Below are 21,958 nucleotides of genomic sequence, written 5' to 3'. Positions count from 1 at the left end.
AATGACTATAACCACCCCAAAATTAACCTTTGAGGAATACCTGAAATATGATGATGGCACTGATACCCGCTACGAATTGGTGAATGGAGAACTAATTCCCATGAGTCTAGGAAGTGGGCAACATGGCGCGGTAACAGAATTTCTCAATGTTTGTTTCCGAGCAGAAATTCTCCGGCTAAAGTTGGATTGGACTTCTAAACAAATGGTTATCGGTGTTCGTTCCCCCCGTGCTGGGAGATGGGATACATCGAGGATTCCAGATGTAGTTGTGATTCCATTACCTCAGTGGCGAGAGTTGAGAAACCGAGAGGCAGTTATTGAACTCAACGAACCACCCCCCTTGTTAGTGGTGGAAGTCGTCAGTGAGTCAACAAAGATTGTAGATTATCGAGCCAAGCGAGTTGAATATAACGTTTTAAATATTCCAGAGTATTGGATTGTCGATCCATTAACGAACAAAGTTACTGTTTTCATATTGATTGAAGAATTATACGAACCAGTAGAGTTTATTGGTACTCAATGCATTCAATCTCAAATTTTTCCAGAGTTAGAATTAACAGTTGAACAAGTGTTAACAGCCGATAATTAAAAATAATTTCAGAATGTGAACTACCTACCGCTAAGTCGGAGTACCGACTATAGCGCGTGCGAGCGCCAGTGTTTGGCAATGAAAGCAAGACAAGCAGCTCCACAATCTTCTTCGCTATGCAATACTGCGTAGGTTTTGCCCAAAAAATAAAGTTCTGTAAAAAGAGTTTTCTTATCGTTCACAAATTACTAGATAGGACTTACGCAAACAATAGCCGAAAAGAATGATTTTTAGGTAGGGGCAATTCATGAATTGCCCCAGAGCGCGTGTAGTTTTGCGTAAGTCCTATAGATTGTGATGAATCTGGTTGATTTCTCAAATAGCAACGCTTACTTCCCTACTCAAAGTGAGCAGTATCTTTAGGGAAAAGCACCACTTAAGTTTATCAACAGTTGCCTACTAGCAACCGTTGATAGACTTTGTTAAGTTTGTTGAAGAAAAGTATGTGGGTAACAATAAACGTATGCTAAGATAATTGCCATGAAACAAATAGCTAATAGCTTGCCAGAGTTAAGTAGATTAGCTATTAAGACAGACGCAAAAGTAAATTAACCTGCTCTAACAGGGTCGTTTATTTAAGAGGCTTTATCCGAGTAAAGACGCGGTTAATCGTGTCTTTACGTTTATTCTTTTCCTTCTACTAACCCTCATAAGTTTGCCTATTCCCCTAACAGAATAGTTAAGAGGGCGACGTAACAATTGCACCATCTCCAACATTAATATTACTGTCAGTAACAATAACATTGCCAGAGCCGATATTTACGATGCCAGCGCTTCCAGATCTGCCAGCAAGTTCAAATATTAACTTAATTAAAGACTTAATTAAAGAGACTTTAGCAGTTGCCTTGTTGGAGCTTTTATTTCCACCAGATAAATTGGCTTCTTCGTTGGTGGTTAATGTAGTGAACAATGTGCTTTCCATAATCTTAGTTATCACTTGATTGTGGTGATTAAAATTACGTCACTCCAAATTAATAGATATAAACCTAAAAGAGTATATTTAGTAACTTGTTGTGCCGTTAGAAGTATTATACGGCTCTTGCTAAATAGGTCAAGCAATTATTTTTTTAATAAAGAAAAATATATTACACCTCTTCCTCTTCAGCAAAGATATTACATAGTTAGTATTTATACAGAATTAATTAAAAATAAGTTTTTATTTGTCAAAAAATCGTAGGTGTCAATATATATTGATATAAATATGCCGATCTAAAAGCTTTATTTGGTTTGTAAAAAAACGTATAAATGAAGCTTAGTACGTATTAATACTGATAAATTAACGAAAATTCGCAGAATTAAATATCTAGTCAAGCAAACAAAACTACATTTTTTATACTAGTTGTACTTAAATAAATTTATAGCACTCAAAGCTGGGATTCTGCCTTTTTGAATAAGTATTTTTATGTAAAAAATGGGTTTTTGATATTATTTTATACAACACTAAGTTAAGTGGGTATAATTTATTTTAATATAAAAGATTGAATTTTGCTTATTTATTAATTTGAAAAAAGCTTTAGCTTTATACGTTGATTATACAAATTTTTTGCAAATAAATGAAGAAAGAGTAAAAGTTTAGAGGAAAATTATAAAAATTTGGTATTTTTTTAAAATGCTCTATGCGGTTTTATTAAGAATGTTGGTTAAAAACCCCGAAGTTTAATCCTAAAACAAACGCCACTTGCTCATTGGGAAAATCCCCATTTGACAAAAGCAACGCTGTTAGCGGATTTGTATGCTGATTGAGAAGACACATAGAGACAAGGAAAATCCCCCTTGTCCCTACGTTCAGTCGATTCAACGCTCTTGAGTTGCCAGAAACTGACGCAAGCTCAACAAACTCAGGGTTTGACCCAAATTCAAGGGCAAAATTGAAACTCCTTCCAAGCGGGATTGTACCCAACCTTCTCCCCAGTACCATTCGTGGAACCCGTCAATGCCTCCGCTGAGTACCAAGCGGAGGCAGTTAGATTTCACAACGTCGACTTGATGATGAATCGGGACTGGCCCAGTCCAGGTAGTAAACTGGAATCCTGGAAGCAGTTCTTCTGGCATTCCTGGCGCAAAGCGTTGCCCTAAGAGCCATTTTTCTAATTGCACCGGATGTAGCAGACTGTCACGAATTGCATCTGTTGATGCTTCAATTTCGATTCGCAGTTGGCTTTGTTGAAAATTCCCCAGCATTTTTCTAGGATTTCCTAAAGTTGAGACATCGCTATTTCTAATATTGCAAATGCAATCACTGATTATTACTACGTCACTTTTCTCGCAGCAGAGAACTTAGAATAGAAAAAGTGAACTTGTTAAGAAATGTAAGGTTATTCATGGCGGATCAGTTAATTCGTGCAACAGCAGCCGAAGGTGGAATTCGTGCCATAGGTGTGATCACCACACGTTTAACAGAAGAAGCACGGGGACGCCACAAGCTTTCCTATGTGGCAACGGCAGCACTGGGTCGGACTATGGCGGCGGGCTTGTTAATGGCTTCTAGCATGAAGCGAACTGGGTCGAGGGTCAACGTTCGGGTGAAGGGCGATGGGCCTTTGGGTGGCATATTGGTAGATGCTGGCTTAGATGGCACGGTACGCGGGTATGTGGGGAATCCATCTGTAGAATTGCCTCCCAATGCCAAAGGTAAGCTAGATGTTGGTGGTGCAGTTGGTGGCGGCTACCTCTACGTTGTGCGAGATATCGGTTATGGTTATCCCTACTCTAGTACGGTAGAACTAGTGTCTGGCGAAATTGGGGATGATGTGGCTCATTATCTGGTGAATTCCGAACAAACACCTTCAGCTTTAGTTTTAGGTGTGTTCGTGGGAGCAGGTGGAGTAACGGCGGCGGGAGGATTACTGGTGCAAATATTACCCAAAGCTGCCAGAGACGAAGCCTTAGTAGAAACCTTGGAATCACGGGTAGCTGGTCTAGCAGGATTTACGCCATTGTTGCAAGCTGGGAAGACTTTGACTGAAATCTTTAGCGACCTGTTGGGAGATATGGGGCTGGCAATCTTTCCCGAACGGCAAATGCTGCGCTTCCACTGTGGTTGTTCTTTCGATCGCGTTTTGGGGGCACTGAAGATGTTGGGAGAAGCCGAACTGCAAGATATGATTATTAAAGATGATGGTGCTGAAGCAACTTGCGACTTTTGCGGCAGCGTTTACCAGGCAAGTAGCGATCACTTAGCTCAACTCATTGCCGATTTGCAAACTGAATCTACTGTTTCAGAATAAAGTATAAAATAGCACTGATTTTTTAGGTTGTTAATGGTATTCTGTGGAGAGAGATAATCAAAAAAGTAGCTTTTTAATCACGAGAAAGTTACTATGGCAGCAATGGAATTATCAAGCTAAAACAGAGCGCTATTCAATTATTTTGGTGTGAGAGATGACAGAGCGGGATATTCCAGACAGTTGGTCTTCAGCCAGTGGAAAAAAGCCAGATCAAAACAAAAGATTATCCCGAACAGAACAATTCGGTGAAACTCAACCATTTGATGTCCCAGCTACTGGTTCTACCTCCAAGTCAGTGAAGCGGCGAAAAAAAAACGATAGGGAAAGATTACCTATAAATAGTCATTCAGAAGAAACTACCCAACTCAGTAAAAGTTCTGGGAAATGGCCCCGCTGGATGAAAAGCTGGGTATTGTGGTCAGTACTGCTAATGTTAATTCCCGGCAGTGTAGGATTTTTGGCAATGGCAATGCTGCTGAAGTTGCCAGCTGCCCCTAATTGTCCCTCGATTTTCTGGCCCCTAGCTAGTGCTTCTGTGCGGCTGCATTGCGCTCAGTTAGCGGCTTCTAAGCAGACAGTGAACGACCTATTGCAAGCGATCGCTCTGGTGAAGCAACTACCACAAAATCACCCGTTGCATGGAGAAATTGATCGTTTCATCGAAGAATGGTCACGGGATATTTTGAAGCTAGCTGATCAAAGTTTCCAAACAGGGAATTTAGATGAAGCGATCGCTACTGCTCAGAAAATACCCCAAGACGTAGCTGCTTATAAATTAGTCGATGAGCAAATTAGCAAATGGCAGTCGATTTGGTCAAAGGCAGAAGCTACATACAACGGTGCAATCGCCGAAGTGCGGGAACGGCACTGGCAATCGGCATTCATGTTATCTGCTAAAATGCTGCGCGTAGACAATCAATACTGGGCGAGTACTAAATACGACCAATTGAATCGTCTAATTGCCACCGCGCGAGAAGATGGCGATAAGTTAGGAAAAGCTGAAAACTTAGCAAGTAGTAAAGTAGTCGATAATTTACTAGAAGCGATCAAGCTAGCCGAGTCGATTGAGCCGGAAAGTTACCTTTACGAAAAAGCTCAGTCAGCGATTCCCGCATTTGGACGCAAAATGCTGGAATTGGCACAGGCAAAACTAGACAAGCGGGATGCGGATGAGGCGCTGAATATTGCCAGACAAATACCGGAAAGTACGAAACTACAAGCCGAAACAGATGACTTTCTCGCCATAGCTGACGCGAAAAGAAGTGCTTGGATAGGTAATGTTTCTGGTTTAGAGGCAGCGATCGCCCAAGCACAACAAATTGATCCCACAAGACCAGTGTATAACGAAGCACAACAACTGATTGCTCGTTGGCAGTTGGAAATTGAAGATGTTGCGAATCTAGAAAAAGCGAGAATATTGGCTAGTCAGGGAACAGTCCCTAATTTAACAGCAGCGATCGCCCAAGTGCAGCTCATCCCTGCTAGTAATCCCAGGGCCACAGAAGCGAGGCAAGAGATCGATCGCTGGAGTGCCCAAGTGGAGACAATTGAAGACCAACCTTACTTAGACCGCGCCGAACAGATAGCGGTATTTGAGGATATTAACTCCTTGCAAGCTGCGATCGCTCAGGCCAGCGAAATCCGTAGAGGTCGTGCATTATATCCAGAAGCACGGAAAAAAATTCGTACTTGGATCGGAAAGATTCAGCGAATTCAAGACCAGCCTTACTTGGATCAGGCACAAGAACTGGCTCAGAGTGGAAATCTCACCGCCGCCATTGGCACAGCTCAACAAATTGCCTCGTCGGGAAGGGCGCTTTCTGGGGAAGCACAAGCTGCGATAAATGACTGGGAAGGTCAAATCCGCACCAAAGAAAACTGGAAAAAAGCCCAGGAAGTGGGGGCGGCTGGTACGCCAGAAGCTTTAGTTGAGGCAATACGCCTGGCAGATGGGGTTTCAAACAATAGCATCTTACGTATGGATGCGAATCAGGCTATTGACCAGTGGAGTCAGCAATTGTTAGAAATAGCACGCTCTCAAGGTCAGTCTGATATTGCCAGAGGGATTGAGATTGCCAAATCGATTCCACGCGGTAGTGCTGCTTACAGTCCGGCGCAAGAGCAAATTAAGGCTTGGCAGCAATTTCTCAATCCTCAACCGCAACCGGAACCTCAGCCTCAGCTTGAGTCTCCACAATTGCCACCATCAACGACTACTAATGGTCAGTAATATACAGCAGTTTTCATTTAATTGAACCACACATATTGTAGGGGCACAGCAATACTTATGCGTGTCAACTCAACGTAAAAGCCAGTCTATAACCAGCTTTTAGAGATTGTCTCGTTCCCAGTCAGAGACTGGGAATGCCTAATTGGAGGCTCGGCCTCAAGACTTGCGGCAGAGCCGCAATGAGGAGCATTTCTAGCCTCTGGCTAGAAACGAGGTTTTAAAGGAGTTTTGGCTTAAGTTAACAACAATGAGCATTGCTGTGCCCCTACGCCTGGTCTATTTATTCCCCGATCGCTTCTCCCCATTCCTTAATTACAGAAAATAGTGATGAGTAATCATCATCAGCAAATGACATTTTCACGGCTGTTTGCAAGATTTGCCGCACACCTTTAATACTGCTGAGATCCAAACTCAGAGATTTCGCTTCAGAGATAAACAATTCTGTATCTTTAAGCAAGTGTTTTGTGGGGAAATTGGGATTAGCATAATTGCTATCCAACATCCGTTGTAACTTTTTGTCAAAGGTAGGTGCGTAGAGTGAACTCTCGCGCAATATTTGCATAAACACATCCACATCGACACCCTGACGCTGGATGAAAGCTAGACTCAGAGCAAAGCTAGTTGTTAGGGAAGCTATTAGTTGATTTAGTGCCAATTTGAGCGCCGCCGCAGATCCCACTGGCCCTATAAGTAAAGGTTCTGTCCCAAAATTTTGGAGTAACTTGAAGTGACGTTCATATTGTTCTGGTTGGGCGCCTACCATAATACTCAACTTGCCAGCTTTTGCTTCCGGGATACTCCCTAATACGGGTGCTTCTAAATACTCACCACCACCCGCAACAACTGCATCTCTAATTTCCTGGCTTTCTGTGGGAGTAATTGTTCCCATTTGGATGATAGTGCGCCCTTCCAGAGTTTGCCAAGCCGTATCTGAAAGCAACACATTATAAATGGCCGGGGCATTAGTAAGCATGAGGATGACGCACTCAGCAGCACGAATGGCGTGGCGGGGATGTGTGACAATTTCAGCCCCAGCTGCTTGTAGTGGTGCTAATTTTTCTGGGGTACGATTGTAGGCAACTAGCTGTATATCTGCGGCTAATAACCTTTGAGCCATTGGTAGTCCCATCAGTCCAGTTCCCAGAAATGCCACCTTCATTTTTCATGTTCCTTTGGTACAGCGTCACCGAATAGCCCATTGTGGAGATCGCGTTTGCATTGTTTGATTCAAATTAGGGACTGACAACAAATAAATTATCCAATCTTGTCGGCTGGGCATCTTGCCCGCCTTTGGCTAAGGGCCCTCGTGTCGCCCACCCCACAATAAGTAGTTGAGTATTTTTTTATTTGTCAGTCCCTTAATTGGGAAGTAGTTATTTGAGATTTAAGATCCGATCGCAAATCCGAGTTTCTCTACTCCCTACTCCTTAACTCTTGGCAATCAACCACCAGCAGCAAAAGTCGCCATAATTATCACTGAAAGTAAAATACCTGGAGTAAGTAAGGTTACTAGCATTAGCAGGTCATGAGTATTCATAATTATTACTTTTGGAGTGTGTTTAACTTTACAGTAATCAATTTACATTTATTCTGGCAGAGTCAATCCTTTTAGTGGTTGAGAAACTTCTGTCTTGTCCAGACCTTTGCTCTGAACTAGGACTCCAAAGCCGCCCAGTCCGGTGGGATCTATAAGTTGGTGTAGTGCGTCCCGTCGCTGTAGTAACTGCGAGAGGGGTTGCTTTTGATCAGAAAGGGCAGAAATGCGATCGCCTAACCCCAACGCCATCAAAAATAATCCCTGCTGGATAAAACCAACATTCTTTAAATTGTACTTCTGGCCCCAGCGATCCAAGGCCGTAAAGTCAACATGGGCAGTGATATCTTGGCATCCAATATTGATATAGGGGTTGTCATGGAAACGATGATGATAATAACACTGTAGCGTTCCTTGCGATCGCCTGGGATTATAGTAACGACTTGCGGGGTAGCCATAATCAATTGTTAACACATAGCCGCGCTGCAAGCGGTCTGCTACTATACTCAACCAGTCTAAAGCCGCTAAATTAATTTCACTACGATAACCATCTGGATATGCATTTTGGGCAAAGTTGATTTCCACTAAATCCAAATATTTAGCTAGTTGAGGCGTTGAAGGTTCCCCTGTGACTTCCACAAATGCAAAATTTGACCTCTCCCCCAACCCCTCCCCTACGTTCGCGTAGCGGCACGAAGTGCGGGGAGGGGAGAAAGATTCCCCCTTAGCTTCTAGGAAAGGGGGTTGGATTGTCACATAAATTTCTCGGAGTTCTCCCGTTTCTAGAATGAATTGATGTACGGGAAATGCGTCTACTAACTCATTAGAAAAAAAGCAGCCTGCGATCGCATTCGGTGGTATATCCTCTAGATTGCACCAACGTACAGGGAAATCTTGCAAGCGTTGCTGTTGTTCTTGTCTTAAAGTTGGGGACTTTTCAACAATGATGTACTCCAGCGCCGTAAAAAAATCTGGGTAGCGTCGCTGATGATATTTAAGGATATGCAATGCCAGCAATCCTTGACCTGCTCCCATTTCTACCAGAGAAAAGGGTACAGGTTTTCCTAAAATCTCCCACATTTGCAAAAATTGTTCTGCTAGTAACTCGCCAAAGTCAGCACAGAGGTTTGGAGAGGTGAAAAAATCACCACCTTGAAAGCCAATTTTGACAGCATCGCTAGAATAGTAGCCGTGTTCAGGGTGGTATAATACCATATCCATGAATTCAGCAAAAGTAATTCGTTGTTGAGGAGTGGTGGTAATGTGATTTGCGATCGCTGTACACAATGCTGGATTTGAATCCATAAAATTTGAGGTTTGGGAGTTGAGAAAATAAATGAATTATGAATGATGCAAAACAAAATTCATAATTTCCCTAACGGTCTATAAACTCGATTCACTTAAACTGATAAATCAAGTTTCATCAGGTACAAGCAGATTGTTAGACTACTCGCAATCGAAAACCAGCGTACCATTCTTGGCAAATACGCTAAAACCATCTAAAAATTCTATGGCTGCTTCATTCTCTGCATGAGGTCGATTTTGCTCATCAAGCAGCACTTTATGTGGACGTTGACAGGTGAAACAGAAATGTTGAAAAAAGAATGTCCAACCACACTCAGAAACGTATGCTTTTAGTGTGTTCCATAAGTCTTCCTCTATGAAGCATCCTAGCTCAGAGGTGCAGAAGTCCAACAATCCACAAATACTACACTCCGTATCTGGTGAGACTAAACCTGTTGCCAAATAAGACCAAAATCGCTCTATTTCCCTTTGTTGATTGGGTTTACCAGATTTCCAGATTAAAGATGATTTTTCACTATCGCGTAGGCTTCCAGGTATCAGACTAGTGAGCGGTGACCAGAACGTTAATTGCTTATGCAAAATGTTCCATAGTTCAATATCAAACTGCTGTCCAACAATTTCAATCAGAGGAAAATCAAGATGTGGGTGAAAAGAACTACGAAGCCATCCTTTGAGTAATTGATTTTTAACTTTCCTAATGATGTTGTTCAGCTTACGTTGATTGGATAAGTTTGCAGCCGGATGAATATGGGTTATAAAGCTGAGGTTAGCCCCACTAAGCGGACTTTCAAAATAGTATATTTCAGGTATTTCTGCCTTTGATATTTTATTGTAAACTGCCTCGATTGCGGAAAAAGCTCTTGCTTTATCAACTGGCTGAGTTGAGATTGCCATTGAATACCACTTCATTCGATAGTCAGCAATCAGAGCTTTTTGCTGTCCTGTTAACTCAAAAATCTTTGACATCTCTTAGTGTACTTAACTGGTCGGAGAGCTTACTTTTCCCTACAAAATTCTCAGTTTAACTATCCAACTACTTTACTGGCATACTCTCTCACCAAATCTACATCAATACTCTCATTGTTCAGATCAATGGTATGTTCGAGATTAAGTGTCCCAAAATGGCGTTCAAATCTGGCTCGTGCGGTCTCCTTTTCTGCTTCAGACAGCAACAATTTAAAAACTTGTCCAAACTGTTGCTCTAGCAACGTTGCAGCTAGCCGTTCAGGGGGAACGCCAATGGCCTCAGCCTGTCGCTGAATCGCGGTGAAAATCTGATCGTTCAGTTCCAGTGTTAGAAGATGGGTCATAAAAGTATGCAACATGGCTAGAGGCTACGGTAATTATAGCTTTGCTTGTTTTATGCCCTCATCAATAAACCTCTTGCAAAAGTCGAACACCCACCCGAAAATAAATTTTCGGGCTAATAGCTCTAGTCGGTTTAAACCGACTAATAACAGTAGTTTCAGTCCGTTGAAACGGACTTTTGCTATTAGCCAGGGACTTGAGTCCCTGGCGGCTTAAGTATTTTTGCAAGAGGTCTATTGATTTTTGCCCAAGCGATCGCGATCGCCACCCCAATTAATCGCGTCCAACCTAAAAAACAATTTGCTACCTAGCCACTCACCAATGACACCAGCACACCATTAAAATCGCGGACGCGAGCAGTTGTTTGTCCCCCAGGCTGGGTTTTAGGGGCATCTAATGCTTTTGCACCTGCTCCGATTGCTCTCATGTAAGCACTGCCAACATCAGGAGTGATAAATGATATCTGGATTAATGCTGGTGGTTGTGTGGCATCGTTAGCATGGAAGCCGCCAGGAAATAACTTCTGTGCTTCGCTACTAGAGGAGAAAGCTAGTGTGGTATTTCCGGTTTCAATTTCCGCCCAGATAAAGTGCCCCCGATCTTGGAGAGTGCGACGAACTAGACCAAAAGCTTTTTCATAAAACTCAACCGTCTTAACTACATCCTCTACCCAGATGACCGTGTAACCAAATTTCATAATTCTTTCTCCTTATTATAAATAGGACTTACGCAAAACTATACCCTGTAGGGGCAATTCATGAATTGCCCCTACCTGGAATTAAGGGTTTCGGCTATTCTTTGCGTAAGTCCTGAGAAAAATCAAATTGAGTATTTTCAACCCACGGAGGTGGGTAAAGCCTCGTGTAGACAAGCCAGTGCGTTGGGCGGCTCCGCCGACTTGAAGCACCTGGCGCGCGGTTTCTAACCGCCCTTTTAACTAAACGTCTTTTTAACTTTCTAATATGTAAGGGGCTGTTGCGAGAGTTTGCGCCCCTGTTTGCATCATTTCTATATCTGATGGCGACCAATGATGAGGACTTTCGCAGTGATGTGCTGCTAGCAATCCCCATAATCCTCTAGGAATCAAAATTGGCACAACTAGGTTGGCGCGAACCTGCATATTGCTGAGAAAATCTCGGTGACAAGACTCGATTGGCTCTAATTGAATATCAGCGATCGCCTTTACCCGTCCTGCTAAGTATAAAGCAGCATACTCATCATTAAAACAATCATCTGGGCCCGTGGAACCAAGTATTGAGAATTCTTTAGAACTCAAAGATTCAAAAGTCACCTGTCCTTGCCACCGTCCATAAAAATAATACAACACCACCCGATCAACCTGAAGCGATTCTCTGAGTTGATTGGTAGTTTGCCGGACTAACTCATCGCGCTGCATTGTTCTAACAAGGCGATCGAGCAATTGTTGCAAACCCTGTTCGTGGCGATCGCAGCTGTGGTTAAAATCTGAGTGAGGATGAATTTGCACGGTTCTAAAATTACAACTAAGTAAATACTGCCGGATTTCTATAGTAATTTATTAGACCTTATTTAAATACATTGTTCTATTTATAGCAGCAATTCAATTTTAACAAAACATAACACTACTCAACCTCTTCCGTGAATTTAAAATAAATTAGGACTTACACACTGTACAAAATCATCATGATATGCATTAACGAAAATAGGTTGTTTCAGGCTTTTCTTACTTATCCTGTGATCGTAAATAGACCATCTTGTAGGGGCACAGCATTGCTGTGCCCTTACTGTGCCCTTACGAAAGATGTGGTTTTTAAACTTCTCCATATTTGGTATTTCTTGTGAATGCGTAAGTCTTAGTGTAGATATCCAAACATTCTAGCTCCTCCTAAATACCCCGATAAATTGAGGAACTTTGATTCCGGTTCCCCTTTTTTAAGGGGGATCAATAAGTGCTTAAAATCACAGCTAAATACTTTTAAAACACCCTCTAAAGTCAAATCAAGATTTTGAACCCACGGAGGTGGGTTTTGTTTGTGTAGACGCGGTTTATAACCGCCCTTTTAACTATATTTTTGAGTTTTCAAACATTGGGGCAAAGTTACGGTAAGCTGACAATGCTGCTTCTTTAACAGTTGCATTCACAATCGGAAAAGTAGTGAGGATGTAGCTAAATTCATCTTCGGTTAAGCCGTAAAGGTGTGCTATCATCCCATCGAGTTCGGCGCGTAACTTACCGCGTTCTGTTTCGTCGGTAACGCCTTGTTGATGGGAAACTAGACCGACTTCTTGCGCGAGTTCGTCAAATTCTGGTGTCGTGCAGAACTTCAGTTCGGGGCTAAGAGCTACTGTCCACTAAGCCTGGACTGAAATTCTACATAGCTTAAAATCTTGTATTTAGTCCTCTTGAGAGGACTTTAGCTATTAGCCTTGGAATTTATTCCCAGGCGGGATGGCAACGAAGCGGAAGATTTATAAAGATATTGGTAATGACAAGCTTCAAAAGGAGGGTTAGGAAGGAAAAGCCTTAACCCAAGCGTATTGTGATCTAATCGCCAGTTTTACCCAATGCTAAAAAAAATAGAGCAGTTGCACTAATACAACTGCTCTAAAAAGTACTTGGATAGATATTATTTACCTATCCACAGATCCCATGATTACGTCAACACTGCCGAGAATCACCACAATATCTGCAACCTTCATGCCGCGCAGTAAATGTGGGACAATCTGAAGGTTGTTGAAGTCCGCGGCGCGAATCTTCCACCGTAAGGGAAAGACGTTATCATCACCAACCAAATAAATTCCCAATTCACCTTTGCCACTTTCTACACGAGAGTAGATTTCACCCTTGGGAATCTTGAAGGTAGGGGAAACTTTTTTGCCGATGAATTGATAATCAAATGCGTCCCACTCTGATTTTTTACCTGCGGCTAAACGTTTGGCTTCCAGATTTTCGTAAGGGCCGCCAGGAAGTCCTTTAATTGCTTGGCGAATAATTTTCACAGATTCGCGCATTTCCCGCATCCGCACCACGTAACGGGCAAAGCAATCACCGGCGGTTTCCCACTGCACGTCCCAGTCGAAATCGTCGTAGCATTCGTAATGGTCAACTTTCCGCAGATCCCATTGCACGCCAGATGCGCGTAACATTGGGCCAGAAAGTCCCCAGTTAATTGCTTCTTCACGGGTGATAGTACCAATACCCTCAACACGTCGCCGGAAGATGGGGTTATCGGTTACTAAGCGTTCGTACTCATCAACTTTGGGCAATAGGTAGTCGCAGAATTCCAGACACTTATCTACCCAACCGTAAGGCAAATCGGCTGCTACCCCACCAACGCGGAAGTAGTTATTATTCACCATCCGATAACCTGTGGCGGCTTCCCACAAATCATAAATCATCTCCCGTTCCCGGAACTGGTAGAAGAAGGGAGTTTGAGCGCCCACGTCAGCTAAGAAGGGGCCAAACCACAGCAAGTGGTTAGCGATGCGGTTCAACTCCAGCATGATGACGCGGATGTAGCTAGCGCGTTTGGGAACAGCGACACCTGCAAGCTTTTCTGGGGCGTTGACAGTGACGGCTTCGTTGAACATTCCCGCAGCGTAGTCCCACCGACTAACGTAGGGGACGTACATTACATTAGTGCGGTTCTCAGCAATTTTTTCCATTCCCCGGTGCAAATAGCCGATGACCGGTTCACAGTCAACGACATCCTCACCATCCAAAGTCATAATTAGCCGCAGAACCCCGTGCATTGAGGGGTGGTGTGGCCCCATATTTAGCACCATAGGTTCAGTGCGGGTTTCTAGTCTGGTCATAGATTTCGTGTTCTCCGTTCGTGAAAATTTTGAATTGAACCGCGCCGATGCCAACCAGACCCAATCTATCTTGTTTGTCAAGCCAAAATTAAGCTTGCAGGAGCAATACTTTTAGGGAAACTGCCCTTAAGGCGTCTACATGTATTGCCCATACAGGGGTATGTTGGAGAGGGGGTGATAGAGGAGGGACTTTACTTGATGTTTAATTTTGTTGCACTTCTTCAACTATTATATGGAAGCTCGATATCAGGGACTTGAGGTGCAGGAATTTTTTCATGTGCCAGTGTTGGGGCGAGAAGTAATTGAGGGTTTGGCGGTGCGTCCGGGCGGGCATTATTTAGATGTGACGGTAGGCGGTGGTGGTCACAGTCGCCTGATATTAGAAGCTGCGGCGGATGTGCGGGTAACGGCTGTTGACCAAGATGAAGATGCTTTAGTAGCAGCCCAGAAGAACTTAGCTGAATATAGCGTTAGCGAAGCTCCTCCGAAGGAGGCTCGCATACAATTTATTTATAGCAACTTTGCTGCCTACGAGTTTACCCCTAATACTTTCGACGGTATTTTAGCCGATTTGGGGGTGAGTTCTTACCATTTAGATCAGCCAGAACGGGGTTTCAGCTTTCGCCAAGCTGCGAATTTGGATATGCGAATGGATCGAGGGCGATCGCTAACTGCTGCTGATGTGATTAATAATTGGAGTGAAGCAGAATTAGCAGATATTTTCTTTAAATACGGTGAAGAACGATTATCACGGCGCATTGCTAGACGTATTGTTGAACGGCGACCGTTGCACACGACTGTTGAGTTGGCTGAAGCGATCGCTTCTTCAGTTCCCCCGAAATACCGTTATGGTAGAATTCACCCCGCTACCCGTGTTTTTCAAGCTCTGCGAATTGTCGTCAACGATGAGTTAAAATCCCTCGAAACCTTTTTGGATAAAGCACCAAATGCCCTTGTCCCTGGTGGCAGAATTGCGATTATCAGTTTTCACAGTTTGGAAGACCGCCCGGTGAAGCATGGTTTAAGAAATTCACCTTTATTAAAGGTCTTGACAAAAAAGCCGATTATTGCCCAAGAAGAGGAAATTGCTAATAATCCGCGATCGCGATCGGCCAAGCTAAGGATAGCAGAGAGAAAGCAGGAGTGAGGTGAAATACAGATTGGATAAATCTAGTTAATGCTCATATAGCTTTTCCTAATCAAATAAGGTACATCTTAGCCCCCTCCTCGCTTGCGGGGAGGGGGTTGGGGGTGGGGTTCAGTACCTACTCAACTAAGAACCGCTATATCATTAGCACAAGTTATCGAAAAAGTAGGAATGCACCGCGAAGGACATCTCCAAGAGAACAAATAAATTTGATAATTGCTGTAAAACATCTATGCAACTTCGGCAAGTCGTACTTGCTGCTAACACTTTAAAACTTGCAGAGCAATTCCTTTTGGGAAATGATATCAACTTCGCTCAAACAACGATCTGTTAACCTAGCGTTGTTGGAGAGTTAAAGAAAAGTAGATGGAAATTAGTAATCTGTTTACAGCAGGTGGCGTGGTTATATGGCCTCTGCTGGGGTTTTCCTTGTTAACGGTGGCGCTGATTATCGAACGTATCAGCTTTTGGGTAAAGATAACTAATCGGCAAAACAAGGTGGTGCGAGAGGTGCTACAGCTTTATCGCCTTGATAATGTAGTTAGTGCTTTAGATAAATTGCAGAAAAATACTGATTTACCCATTGCTCGAATTTTTTTAGCAGCTTTAGAATTGGAGGAGGCGACACCAGAGGAATTTCGTTTGGCATTAGAAAGTCAAGCACAAGGCGAAATCCCCTTGCTCAAGCGCTTCCAAAATATTTTTGAGACAATTATTGGTCTTGCGCCCCTGTTGGGACTTTTAGGCACCGTTTTGGGATTAATTACCTCCTTTGCCTCTCTGAATATCGGAGATGTAGGAGGTAGTAAAACAACAGGGGTGACATCTGGAATTAGTGAAGCTTTAGTATCCACAGCATCAGGGTTGGTAGTGGCAATCTTTACGCTTGTATTTGCTAATACTTTCCGGGGACTGTACCAGCGCCAGATTGCCTGGATTCAGGAATATGGTGGACAGTTAGAATTACTCTACCGCCGTCGCTATGAAAGAAGAGATAAATCTTATGTGCCTACCAAATGAAGCGGAACTGGGTAATTGTAAATTAGTAATCGGTAATTGGGATTAGTTCACTACTTGTTACCGATTTTGCTCTCCAATTTTTGACTCTAATAGTATTCTAAAATAACGAATAGCTTTTTTCGCTAAAGTTTTTGAGGGAATACTCCATGACTATTTGGGTAAATGAGCAAATTGATCCGTCGGGGATGATTCATGCCTGTATTGCCTGTTGTAATGAATCTCAAGCTAAAGATTGTCATGATTCCTTTGAGAATAATCTGACCGAGACGCAAAAGGCAGCAGGTTGGGTAGCGCGATTGCGGACAGTCGATTCTTGGGATGAAGTGCCAGTGAATTCTTTAAAACTCAATTAATTGGGGTCATTTTTTGGGATTTTGAGCGAACATATTTCAGGAGGGTAGGCGTAGCCCAACCTAGGCATCGCTTGTCTACCACACGCTTCATCTATGCCAACCCCTACAGCGATCGCAGCAAATCCCATTAGAACAGGTTAATAAAGGATAAAATTCGGATTAAAATTATCAAATTATTAACAACTGCTTCCAAAAAAAGTAACATATTAGATAAAATTGATGATTTTTTGGAACTTTTAAGAGCTATCATCTATACCGGAGATTAAATTAAAAAACTTGCATAAACCGAATCAATTTAGTGAACTATCCCAGAGTTTACACTTCGGAGCAAGCCTGTCCCATTAACTTAGTTGGCGAAACGGGACAAGCGGTTCAAATTTCAATTCATGCTCCCACTCAATATATCTGTGCCAACTGCGAACGGATATTACCAGATTGGAAACAGCAGCCATTTTTACGAGTAGTGATTGTCTTACAGCAATCGCGTTATCAACTAGTAGAAAGTACGGCAGAAGTAGAGACAGAGAAAGAACGCCTGCGAGAAAAGTTTATGATATTTGGCTGTGATTTAGCATTTAATCTGCGCGATCGCGGCTATTTAACTGACTTGATCGACCCTCGTACAGGCTATCCTCTACTGTCCCATCCCGGAGCAATTCCCCACGATGACACAGCAGTTGTCAAAGCTTTGCTCAACTATCCAGTGATTAAAAATCAATGCCGTGTATTAATTCATCCCGATTGGGGTGCAGCAGTTTATCCTAGTATTTTGATATCAGAAGCTCCCCCAATTGTGATCGAATTGGTTACTAAAAGCATCGCAGCCATGCATGGGTGGAAAGAAATTGATTATTAGTCTGTTATTTAAAATTCACAGATAGATTCTGGTTTTACAGGACATATTTGGGGTGCGATCGCGTTACTTTTTATACTCAAGAATAATCAAATTAGTCAGAGTGGATAAAGGCTTGATATCGCTAATTTGATTGAAGCTGAGGTAGAGAGCAATCAAATTAGTCAGAGTGGATAAAGGCTTGATATCGCTGATTTTATTTGAGTCGAGGGAGAGTTCAGTCAAATTAGTCAGAGTGGACAAAGGCTTGATATCGCTGATTTTATTTGAGTTGAGGGAGAGATAAGTCAAATTAGTCAGAGTGGACAAAGGCTTGATATCGTTGATTTTATTTGAGTTGAGGTAGAGAGTAGTCAAATTAGTCAGAGCAGACAAAGGCTTGATATCGCTGATTTTATTTGAGTCGAGGGAGAGATAAGTCAAATTAGTCAGAGTGGATAAAGGCTTGATATCGCTGATTTTATTTGAGCCGAGGGAGAGATAAGTCAAATTAGTCAGAGCAGACAAAAGCTTGATATCGCTGATTTTATTTGAGCCGAGGTAGAGTTCATGCAAATTAGTCAGAGTGGATAAAGGCTTGATATCGCTGATTTTATTTATTTCATTTGAGTCTAGGCCGAGATTAGTCAATTTTGTCAGAGTGGACAAAGGTTTGATATCGCTGATTTCATTTCCGTTGAGGTTAAGTAGAGTTAAATTAGTCAGAGCAGACAAAGGCTTGATATCGCTGATTTTATTTGCCCAGAGCATGAGAGTAGTCAAATTAGTCAGAGCAGACAAAGGCTTGATATCGCTGATTTCATTTGAGCCGAGGTCGAGAGAAGTCAAATTAGTCAGAGCAGACAAAGGCTTGATATCGCTGGTTTGATTGAAGGCGAGATCGAGAGAAGTCAAATGAGTCAGCTTTTGGTTAGCCTGCTTGCAATTTTGAGTCTGGGCTTTTTCTAAAAGAACCTCAACAGTATGTTTTGTCTGTGGAGGTAAAGTTGATTTCTGCTGACACCAATCTGTAAAGCTTTTGGGAGTTGCCAGAGGAGCAGCAATGGTCTGTGTGGTGTAAAATCCCAAAGTAAAAGTAAATATTGTGGCGATGGTTGATGTAAGTTTCATTGTGATTTTTTATCTGGATTTAGTAGACTACCTGCTAGTTCATAGGTGGAACTATTGACTAAAGGCATAGCACCTACACATGGATGGACAAAGTGAGTTAGTAGTCTCATTTAAAGCTCATCAAATTGACAAATAGACTGTGGTTTTACAGGACATATTTGGGGTGCGATCGCGTTATTCTTAATATTCAGAAAAGTTAATTTTGTCAGAGCGGATAAAGCCTTGATATCGCTGATTTTATTTGAGTTAAGGGAGAGTTCAGTCAATTTTGTCAGAGCGGACAAAGGCTTGATATCGCTGATTTCATTTGATTCAAGGGAGAGAATAGTCAAATTAGTCAGATTAGACAAAGGCTTGATATCGATGATTTCATTTGAGTTGAGGTACAGATAAGTCAAATTAGTCAGAGTGGACAAAGGCTTAATATTGCTGACTTCATTTGAGCGGAGAGAGAGAGAAGTTAAATTAGTCAGAGTGGACAAAGGCTTGATATCGCTGATTTTATTGGAGCGGAGGGAGAGAGCAGTCAAATTAGTCAGAGCGGACAAAGGCTTAATATTGCTGATTTCATTTGTGTCGAGGTTGATAGAAGTCAAATTAGTCAGAGCAGACAAAGGCTTGATATCGCTGATTTCATTTATGCCGAGGTCGATAGAAGTCAATTTTGTCAGAGCAGACAAATGCTTGATATCACTGATTTTATTTGAGTGGAGGGAGAGAAAATTCAATTTTGTCAGAGCAGAGAAAGGCTTGATATCGCTGATTTCATTTGAGTTAAGGTTGAGAGAAGTCAAATTAGTCAGAGATGACAAATGCTTGATATCGCTGATTTCATTTGAGCCGAGGTCGAGAGAAGTCAAATTAGTCAAAGCAGACAAAGGCTTGATATCACTGATTTCATTTGAGTTGAGGTCGAGAGAAGTCAAATTAGTCAGCTTTTGGTTAGCCTGCTTGCAATTTTGAGTCTGGGCGATTTTTAACAGTACCTCAACAGTATGTTTTGTCTGTGGAGGTAAAGTTGATTTCTGCTGACACCAATCTGTAAAGCTTTTGGGATTTGCCAGAGGAGCAGCAATAGTCTGTGTGGTGTAAAATCCCAAAGTAAAAGTAAATATTGTGGCGATCGCTAAAGTAAGTTTCATTGCATAATCTTATACTATCCGCTTATGCAATTACACTATGCAAGAATTACCTAAATCTAGTATAAAAAAGTAATTAAATAAAAATAAAATCAGCTATTTTTCGGTTTACGCAATTTCTGAGAACCAATTGGGCCGAGAATTTGGTTAAGACTTCGCAACTGTTCAGCTGTACCCATCCCAATCAGCCGATCTCCCGGCATTAACACCGTATCGCCAGTGGGGCCACCAATTAAAGTCCCATCAAGGCGGCGAATTGCCAGAACTAATGCCCCAGTTTGCGATCGCAATCTCGCTTTTTGCAAACTCTGACCCACAAAGGGACAAAAAGCCGGGTCGAGTAAAAATTCTTCCATATACAACTGACGGTCTGTACCTGTCAAAATCCCGTCTACAAAGTCCAACACTTGGGGTCTGAGAGCCGCAGCAGCCATGCGCTTCCCACCAGTAATATAGGGGGATATCACTTCATCTGCGCCACCGCGTTGTAACTTCTGCAAAGCCTCTTCTGTACTCGCCCGTGCGATCGCTCGAATTCCCGTATTCAGTGTTTTTGCTGATAAAACAATATATAAATTTTCGGCATCTGAAGGAAGTGCTGCAACGATACAAGTCGCTCTTTCAATACCAACTTTCAGGAGTGTCTCATCTAGGGTAGCGTCACCTTGGTATGCTGTATAACCTTCAGTCTGCGCCCTTTGCACAGATTCCATCTCCGAATCAATCACCACAAAAAGTACATCTTCTGCCTGAAATTCCTTGGCAATTTGACGACCAGTCCGACTAAATCCACAGATGATGTAATGATCTGATAGGGATTCCATTAACCGCCTCTGCTGTTGTAGCCGAATTCCTTCGTGAAAGTAGCCTTCAATGATCGCTTCTGTAAATCTGTTGACAATGTAACCGATATTGACTACACCCAACAAAATTAGGGCAATTGTAAACAACCGTCCTCGGCTACCCAGTGGATGCGTCTCTCCATATCCCACAGTCGCTAAAGTGATGACTGTCATGTAAGCTGCGTCTTCCCATGACCAGCCCTCTATTATTCCATACCACAAAGTGCCAATTAGGAAAACACCGCCGAGAGCGATCGCCCCAGCCATTAACTCCTTTTGGATACGTTGATATTTTTGCTCAAGTGTTGAGAATGAGGTAAGAATAGTACTTTTAACCTACTTTTTCTAGTTCAGAACTTACGCAAACAATAGCCAAAACCCTGATTCTCAGGTAGGGGCAATTCATGAATTGCCCCTACAGCGTGTAGTTTTGCGTAAGTCCTATAGTTTTCTGCTAACTTTATAGCATTCGTCCTTTTTAGTATATTTAAACTAAGTACAACATTTCATTTAACCGCAGAGCAGATTTTTAATGCTGGTAATCAAGTGTTGAGAATAACGTAACAATAGTACTTTTAGGCTACTTTTTCTAGCTTTCTACTAACTTTATAGCATTCGTCTTTTTTAGTATATTTAAACTACAAGTTATCTAAATAACTCAGGACTACTTATCTTTTTTCTTGTCTAGTGCTTCCTGGATAGCGCGTCTACAGAACTCTGGAGGGTCATCTTGTGCTTTCACCTCTTCCTTCATATCCTTAGTAACCCGGAAACTAAGATTATCGGTTAACTCTCTACTTGGTTGAGATGATTCAAAATTTTGAGGGTTACCCTTGGGGTTAGGCATTGTTGAGATATATAAATAACGCTTGATTTGATGTATACAAGGAAATAGAGTTTTAAATCGGTAGGTATCATCCCTCGAAAAGTTGTTACCTACCGATACCACTTTTACCAAGAGGTAATTCTATTTTATGTTCACGCGTTCCGAGTTAGAAATCAAAACCATCCCAGAATTACGCGACTTATGCCGTCGATACGGTATTAAGCCTACAGGAAGTGCAGCATACAAAGTCAGCTACATGACTTCTCTGATGGCATTTCCTCAGCTAGCACTCCAGCAGGTGAGAGAAGGAAGGGGATTAAAATCTCCTGGATTTAGCATCATTCAATTTTTTGAAGGGGTGATAGATGAAATAAATTCACCCACAGATGAGCAAGCAGCACTGATTAAAATAACCTTGGAAGGTAGGAGGATGGCTTACCCCGATAGATTTGATCAAGAGAACCTGCTGAATTTGCACAAAGCTAAGATGCATCTGGAAATGGCGGTTGGGTTACTAAGTCAATAGCGATCGACAAGATCCCCGACTTCTTTAAGAAATCTGACTTTTCACGGTATCTGAAAAACCTCTCTTCTATTTCTCTCTCCTAAAAGGAGAGAGACTTTGAATTTTCCCCCTTCCCGTGTCGGGAAGGGGGTTAGGGGGTTAGGTTTTCGTGGAC

General features: G+C 42.3%; 22 protein-coding genes. 8 read left to right on the top strand and 14 right to left on the bottom strand.

Translation table 11 applies throughout. The features are described from left to right. Position 1: 1 nt before the first annotated feature. The gene (locus HWQ41_RS17780; protein WP_292765436.1) at positions 2-589 is read left to right on the top strand and encodes a Uma2 family endonuclease; all 588 of its coding nucleotides are present in this window, start codon (positions 2-4) and stop codon (positions 587-589) included. Between the two features lie 679 nt (positions 590-1,268). On the opposite strand, the gene HWQ41_RS17775 is transcribed toward HWQ41_RS17780, so the two are convergent. Next, positions 1,269-1,511: a hypothetical protein gene (locus HWQ41_RS17775; RefSeq protein ID WP_292765434.1), complete on the bottom strand. Its 243-nt coding sequence runs from the start codon at positions 1,509-1,511 to the stop codon at positions 1,269-1,271. Positions 1,512-2,383: 872 nt separating this feature from the next. Next, positions 2,384-2,770, bottom strand: coding sequence for a hypothetical protein (locus tag HWQ41_RS17770; protein WP_292765432.1), 387 nt, complete (start codon positions 2,768-2,770; stop codon positions 2,384-2,386). 140 nt (positions 2,771-2,910) lie between these two features. Here HWQ41_RS17770 and hslO point away from each other — a divergent pair, with 140 nt between their 5' ends. After that, positions 2,911-3,816 (top strand): Hsp33 family molecular chaperone HslO, encoded by a 906-nt coding sequence (gene hslO, locus HWQ41_RS17765; RefSeq protein WP_292765430.1) that lies wholly within the window; start codon positions 2,911-2,913, stop codon positions 3,814-3,816. Positions 3,817-3,970: 154 nt separating this feature from the next. Beyond that, positions 3,971-6,046: a chromosome segregation ATPase gene (locus tag HWQ41_RS17760; RefSeq protein WP_292765428.1), complete on the top strand. Its 2,076-nt coding sequence runs from the start codon at positions 3,971-3,973 to the stop codon at positions 6,044-6,046. 280 nt (positions 6,047-6,326) lie between these two features. Here the strand turns inward: HWQ41_RS17760 and HWQ41_RS17755 are convergent, their stop codons facing one another. The 8 genes from HWQ41_RS17755 to HWQ41_RS17720 all read right to left on the bottom strand — a co-directional run bounded on the left by HWQ41_RS17755 (position 6,327) and on the right by HWQ41_RS17720 (position 13,988). Next, a complete protein-coding gene (locus tag HWQ41_RS17755; protein ID WP_292765426.1) occupies positions 6,327-7,205 on the bottom strand; it encodes an NAD(P)-dependent oxidoreductase in 879 nt (292 codons plus the stop codon). A gap of 426 nt (positions 7,206-7,631) precedes the next feature. After that, a complete protein-coding gene (locus HWQ41_RS17750) occupies positions 7,632-8,885 on the bottom strand; it encodes a class I SAM-dependent methyltransferase (RefSeq protein WP_292765424.1) in 1,254 nt (417 codons plus the stop codon). A 141-nt stretch (positions 8,886-9,026) separates the two neighbouring features. After that, a complete protein-coding gene (locus tag HWQ41_RS17745; protein WP_292765422.1) occupies positions 9,027-9,851 on the bottom strand; it encodes a hypothetical protein in 825 nt (274 codons plus the stop codon). A gap of 59 nt (positions 9,852-9,910) precedes the next feature. Further along, entirely contained in the window at positions 9,911-10,195 is a 285-nt protein-coding gene (locus HWQ41_RS17740; RefSeq protein ID WP_292765420.1) for a hypothetical protein, read from the bottom strand. 305 nt (positions 10,196-10,500) lie between these two features. After that, complete coding sequence (locus HWQ41_RS17735; protein WP_292765418.1) at positions 10,501-10,890, bottom strand: VOC family protein; 390 nt, start codon at positions 10,888-10,890, stop codon at positions 10,501-10,503. A 252-nt stretch (positions 10,891-11,142) separates the two neighbouring features. Further along, positions 11,143-11,679: a GAF domain-containing protein gene (locus HWQ41_RS17730; protein ID WP_292765416.1), complete on the bottom strand. Its 537-nt coding sequence runs from the start codon at positions 11,677-11,679 to the stop codon at positions 11,143-11,145. Between the two features lie 557 nt (positions 11,680-12,236). Then, positions 12,237-12,380, bottom strand: coding sequence for a hypothetical protein (locus HWQ41_RS17725; RefSeq protein WP_292765414.1), 144 nt, complete (start codon positions 12,378-12,380; stop codon positions 12,237-12,239). Positions 12,381-12,803: 423 nt separating this feature from the next. Further along, positions 12,804-13,988 carry an NAD(P)H-quinone oxidoreductase subunit H gene (locus HWQ41_RS17720; protein ID WP_292765412.1) on the bottom strand — a complete coding sequence of 395 codons (1,185 nt, stop codon included), beginning with the start codon at positions 13,986-13,988 and terminating at the stop codon, positions 12,804-12,806. A 232-nt stretch (positions 13,989-14,220) separates the two neighbouring features. Between HWQ41_RS17720 and rsmH the strand changes: the two genes are divergently transcribed. From rsmH to HWQ41_RS17700, 4 genes are all read left to right on the top strand, one after another. Beyond that, positions 14,221-15,135 carry a 16S rRNA (cytosine(1402)-N(4))-methyltransferase RsmH gene (gene rsmH / locus HWQ41_RS17715; protein ID WP_292765409.1) on the top strand — a complete coding sequence of 305 codons (915 nt, stop codon included), beginning with the start codon at positions 14,221-14,223 and terminating at the stop codon, positions 15,133-15,135. A gap of 366 nt (positions 15,136-15,501) precedes the next feature. Then, positions 15,502-16,155, top strand: coding sequence for a MotA/TolQ/ExbB proton channel family protein (locus HWQ41_RS17710; protein WP_292765406.1), 654 nt, complete (start codon positions 15,502-15,504; stop codon positions 16,153-16,155). A gap of 146 nt (positions 16,156-16,301) precedes the next feature. Continuing rightward, positions 16,302-16,508, top strand: a complete 207-nt coding sequence (locus HWQ41_RS17705) for a glycogen debranching protein (RefSeq protein ID WP_292765403.1) — start codon at positions 16,302-16,304, stop codon at positions 16,506-16,508. A 298-nt stretch (positions 16,509-16,806) separates the two neighbouring features. Continuing rightward, positions 16,807-17,364, top strand: a complete 558-nt coding sequence (locus HWQ41_RS17700; protein WP_292765400.1) for a methylmalonic aciduria and homocystinuria type D protein — start codon at positions 16,807-16,809, stop codon at positions 17,362-17,364. A 63-nt stretch (positions 17,365-17,427) separates the two neighbouring features. Here the strand turns inward: HWQ41_RS17700 and HWQ41_RS17695 are convergent, their stop codons facing one another. The 4 genes from HWQ41_RS17695 to HWQ41_RS17680 form a co-directional block, all read right to left on the bottom strand. Further along, positions 17,428-18,471 carry a leucine-rich repeat domain-containing protein gene (locus tag HWQ41_RS17695; RefSeq protein WP_292765397.1) on the bottom strand — a complete coding sequence of 348 codons (1,044 nt, stop codon included), beginning with the start codon at positions 18,469-18,471 and terminating at the stop codon, positions 17,428-17,430. A 110-nt stretch (positions 18,472-18,581) separates the two neighbouring features. Beyond that, positions 18,582-19,613 carry a leucine-rich repeat domain-containing protein gene (locus HWQ41_RS17690; RefSeq protein WP_292765395.1) on the bottom strand — a complete coding sequence of 344 codons (1,032 nt, stop codon included), beginning with the start codon at positions 19,611-19,613 and terminating at the stop codon, positions 18,582-18,584. An 89-nt stretch (positions 19,614-19,702) separates the two neighbouring features. Continuing rightward, a complete protein-coding gene (locus HWQ41_RS17685; RefSeq protein ID WP_292765393.1) occupies positions 19,703-20,719 on the bottom strand; it encodes a TrkA family potassium uptake protein in 1,017 nt (338 codons plus the stop codon). A 397-nt stretch (positions 20,720-21,116) separates the two neighbouring features. Next, complete coding sequence (locus HWQ41_RS17680) at positions 21,117-21,299, bottom strand: hypothetical protein (RefSeq protein WP_292765390.1); 183 nt, start codon at positions 21,297-21,299, stop codon at positions 21,117-21,119. Positions 21,300-21,426: 127 nt separating this feature from the next. On the opposite strand from HWQ41_RS17680, the gene HWQ41_RS17675 reads away from it, so the two are divergent. Further along, positions 21,427-21,804, top strand: coding sequence for a hypothetical protein (locus tag HWQ41_RS17675; protein ID WP_292765388.1), 378 nt, complete (start codon positions 21,427-21,429; stop codon positions 21,802-21,804). The last annotated feature ends 154 nt before the right edge of the window (positions 21,805-21,958 follow it).

It is taken from the genome of Nostoc sp. NOS(2021) (assembly GCF_017115025.1).
In the GTDB taxonomy this organism is placed as follows: domain Bacteria; phylum Cyanobacteriota; class Cyanobacteriia; order Cyanobacteriales; family Nostocaceae; genus Nostoc.
Note: the sequence above shows the minus strand (reverse complement) of the source record. Positions and strands in the feature narration are given on the sequence as shown.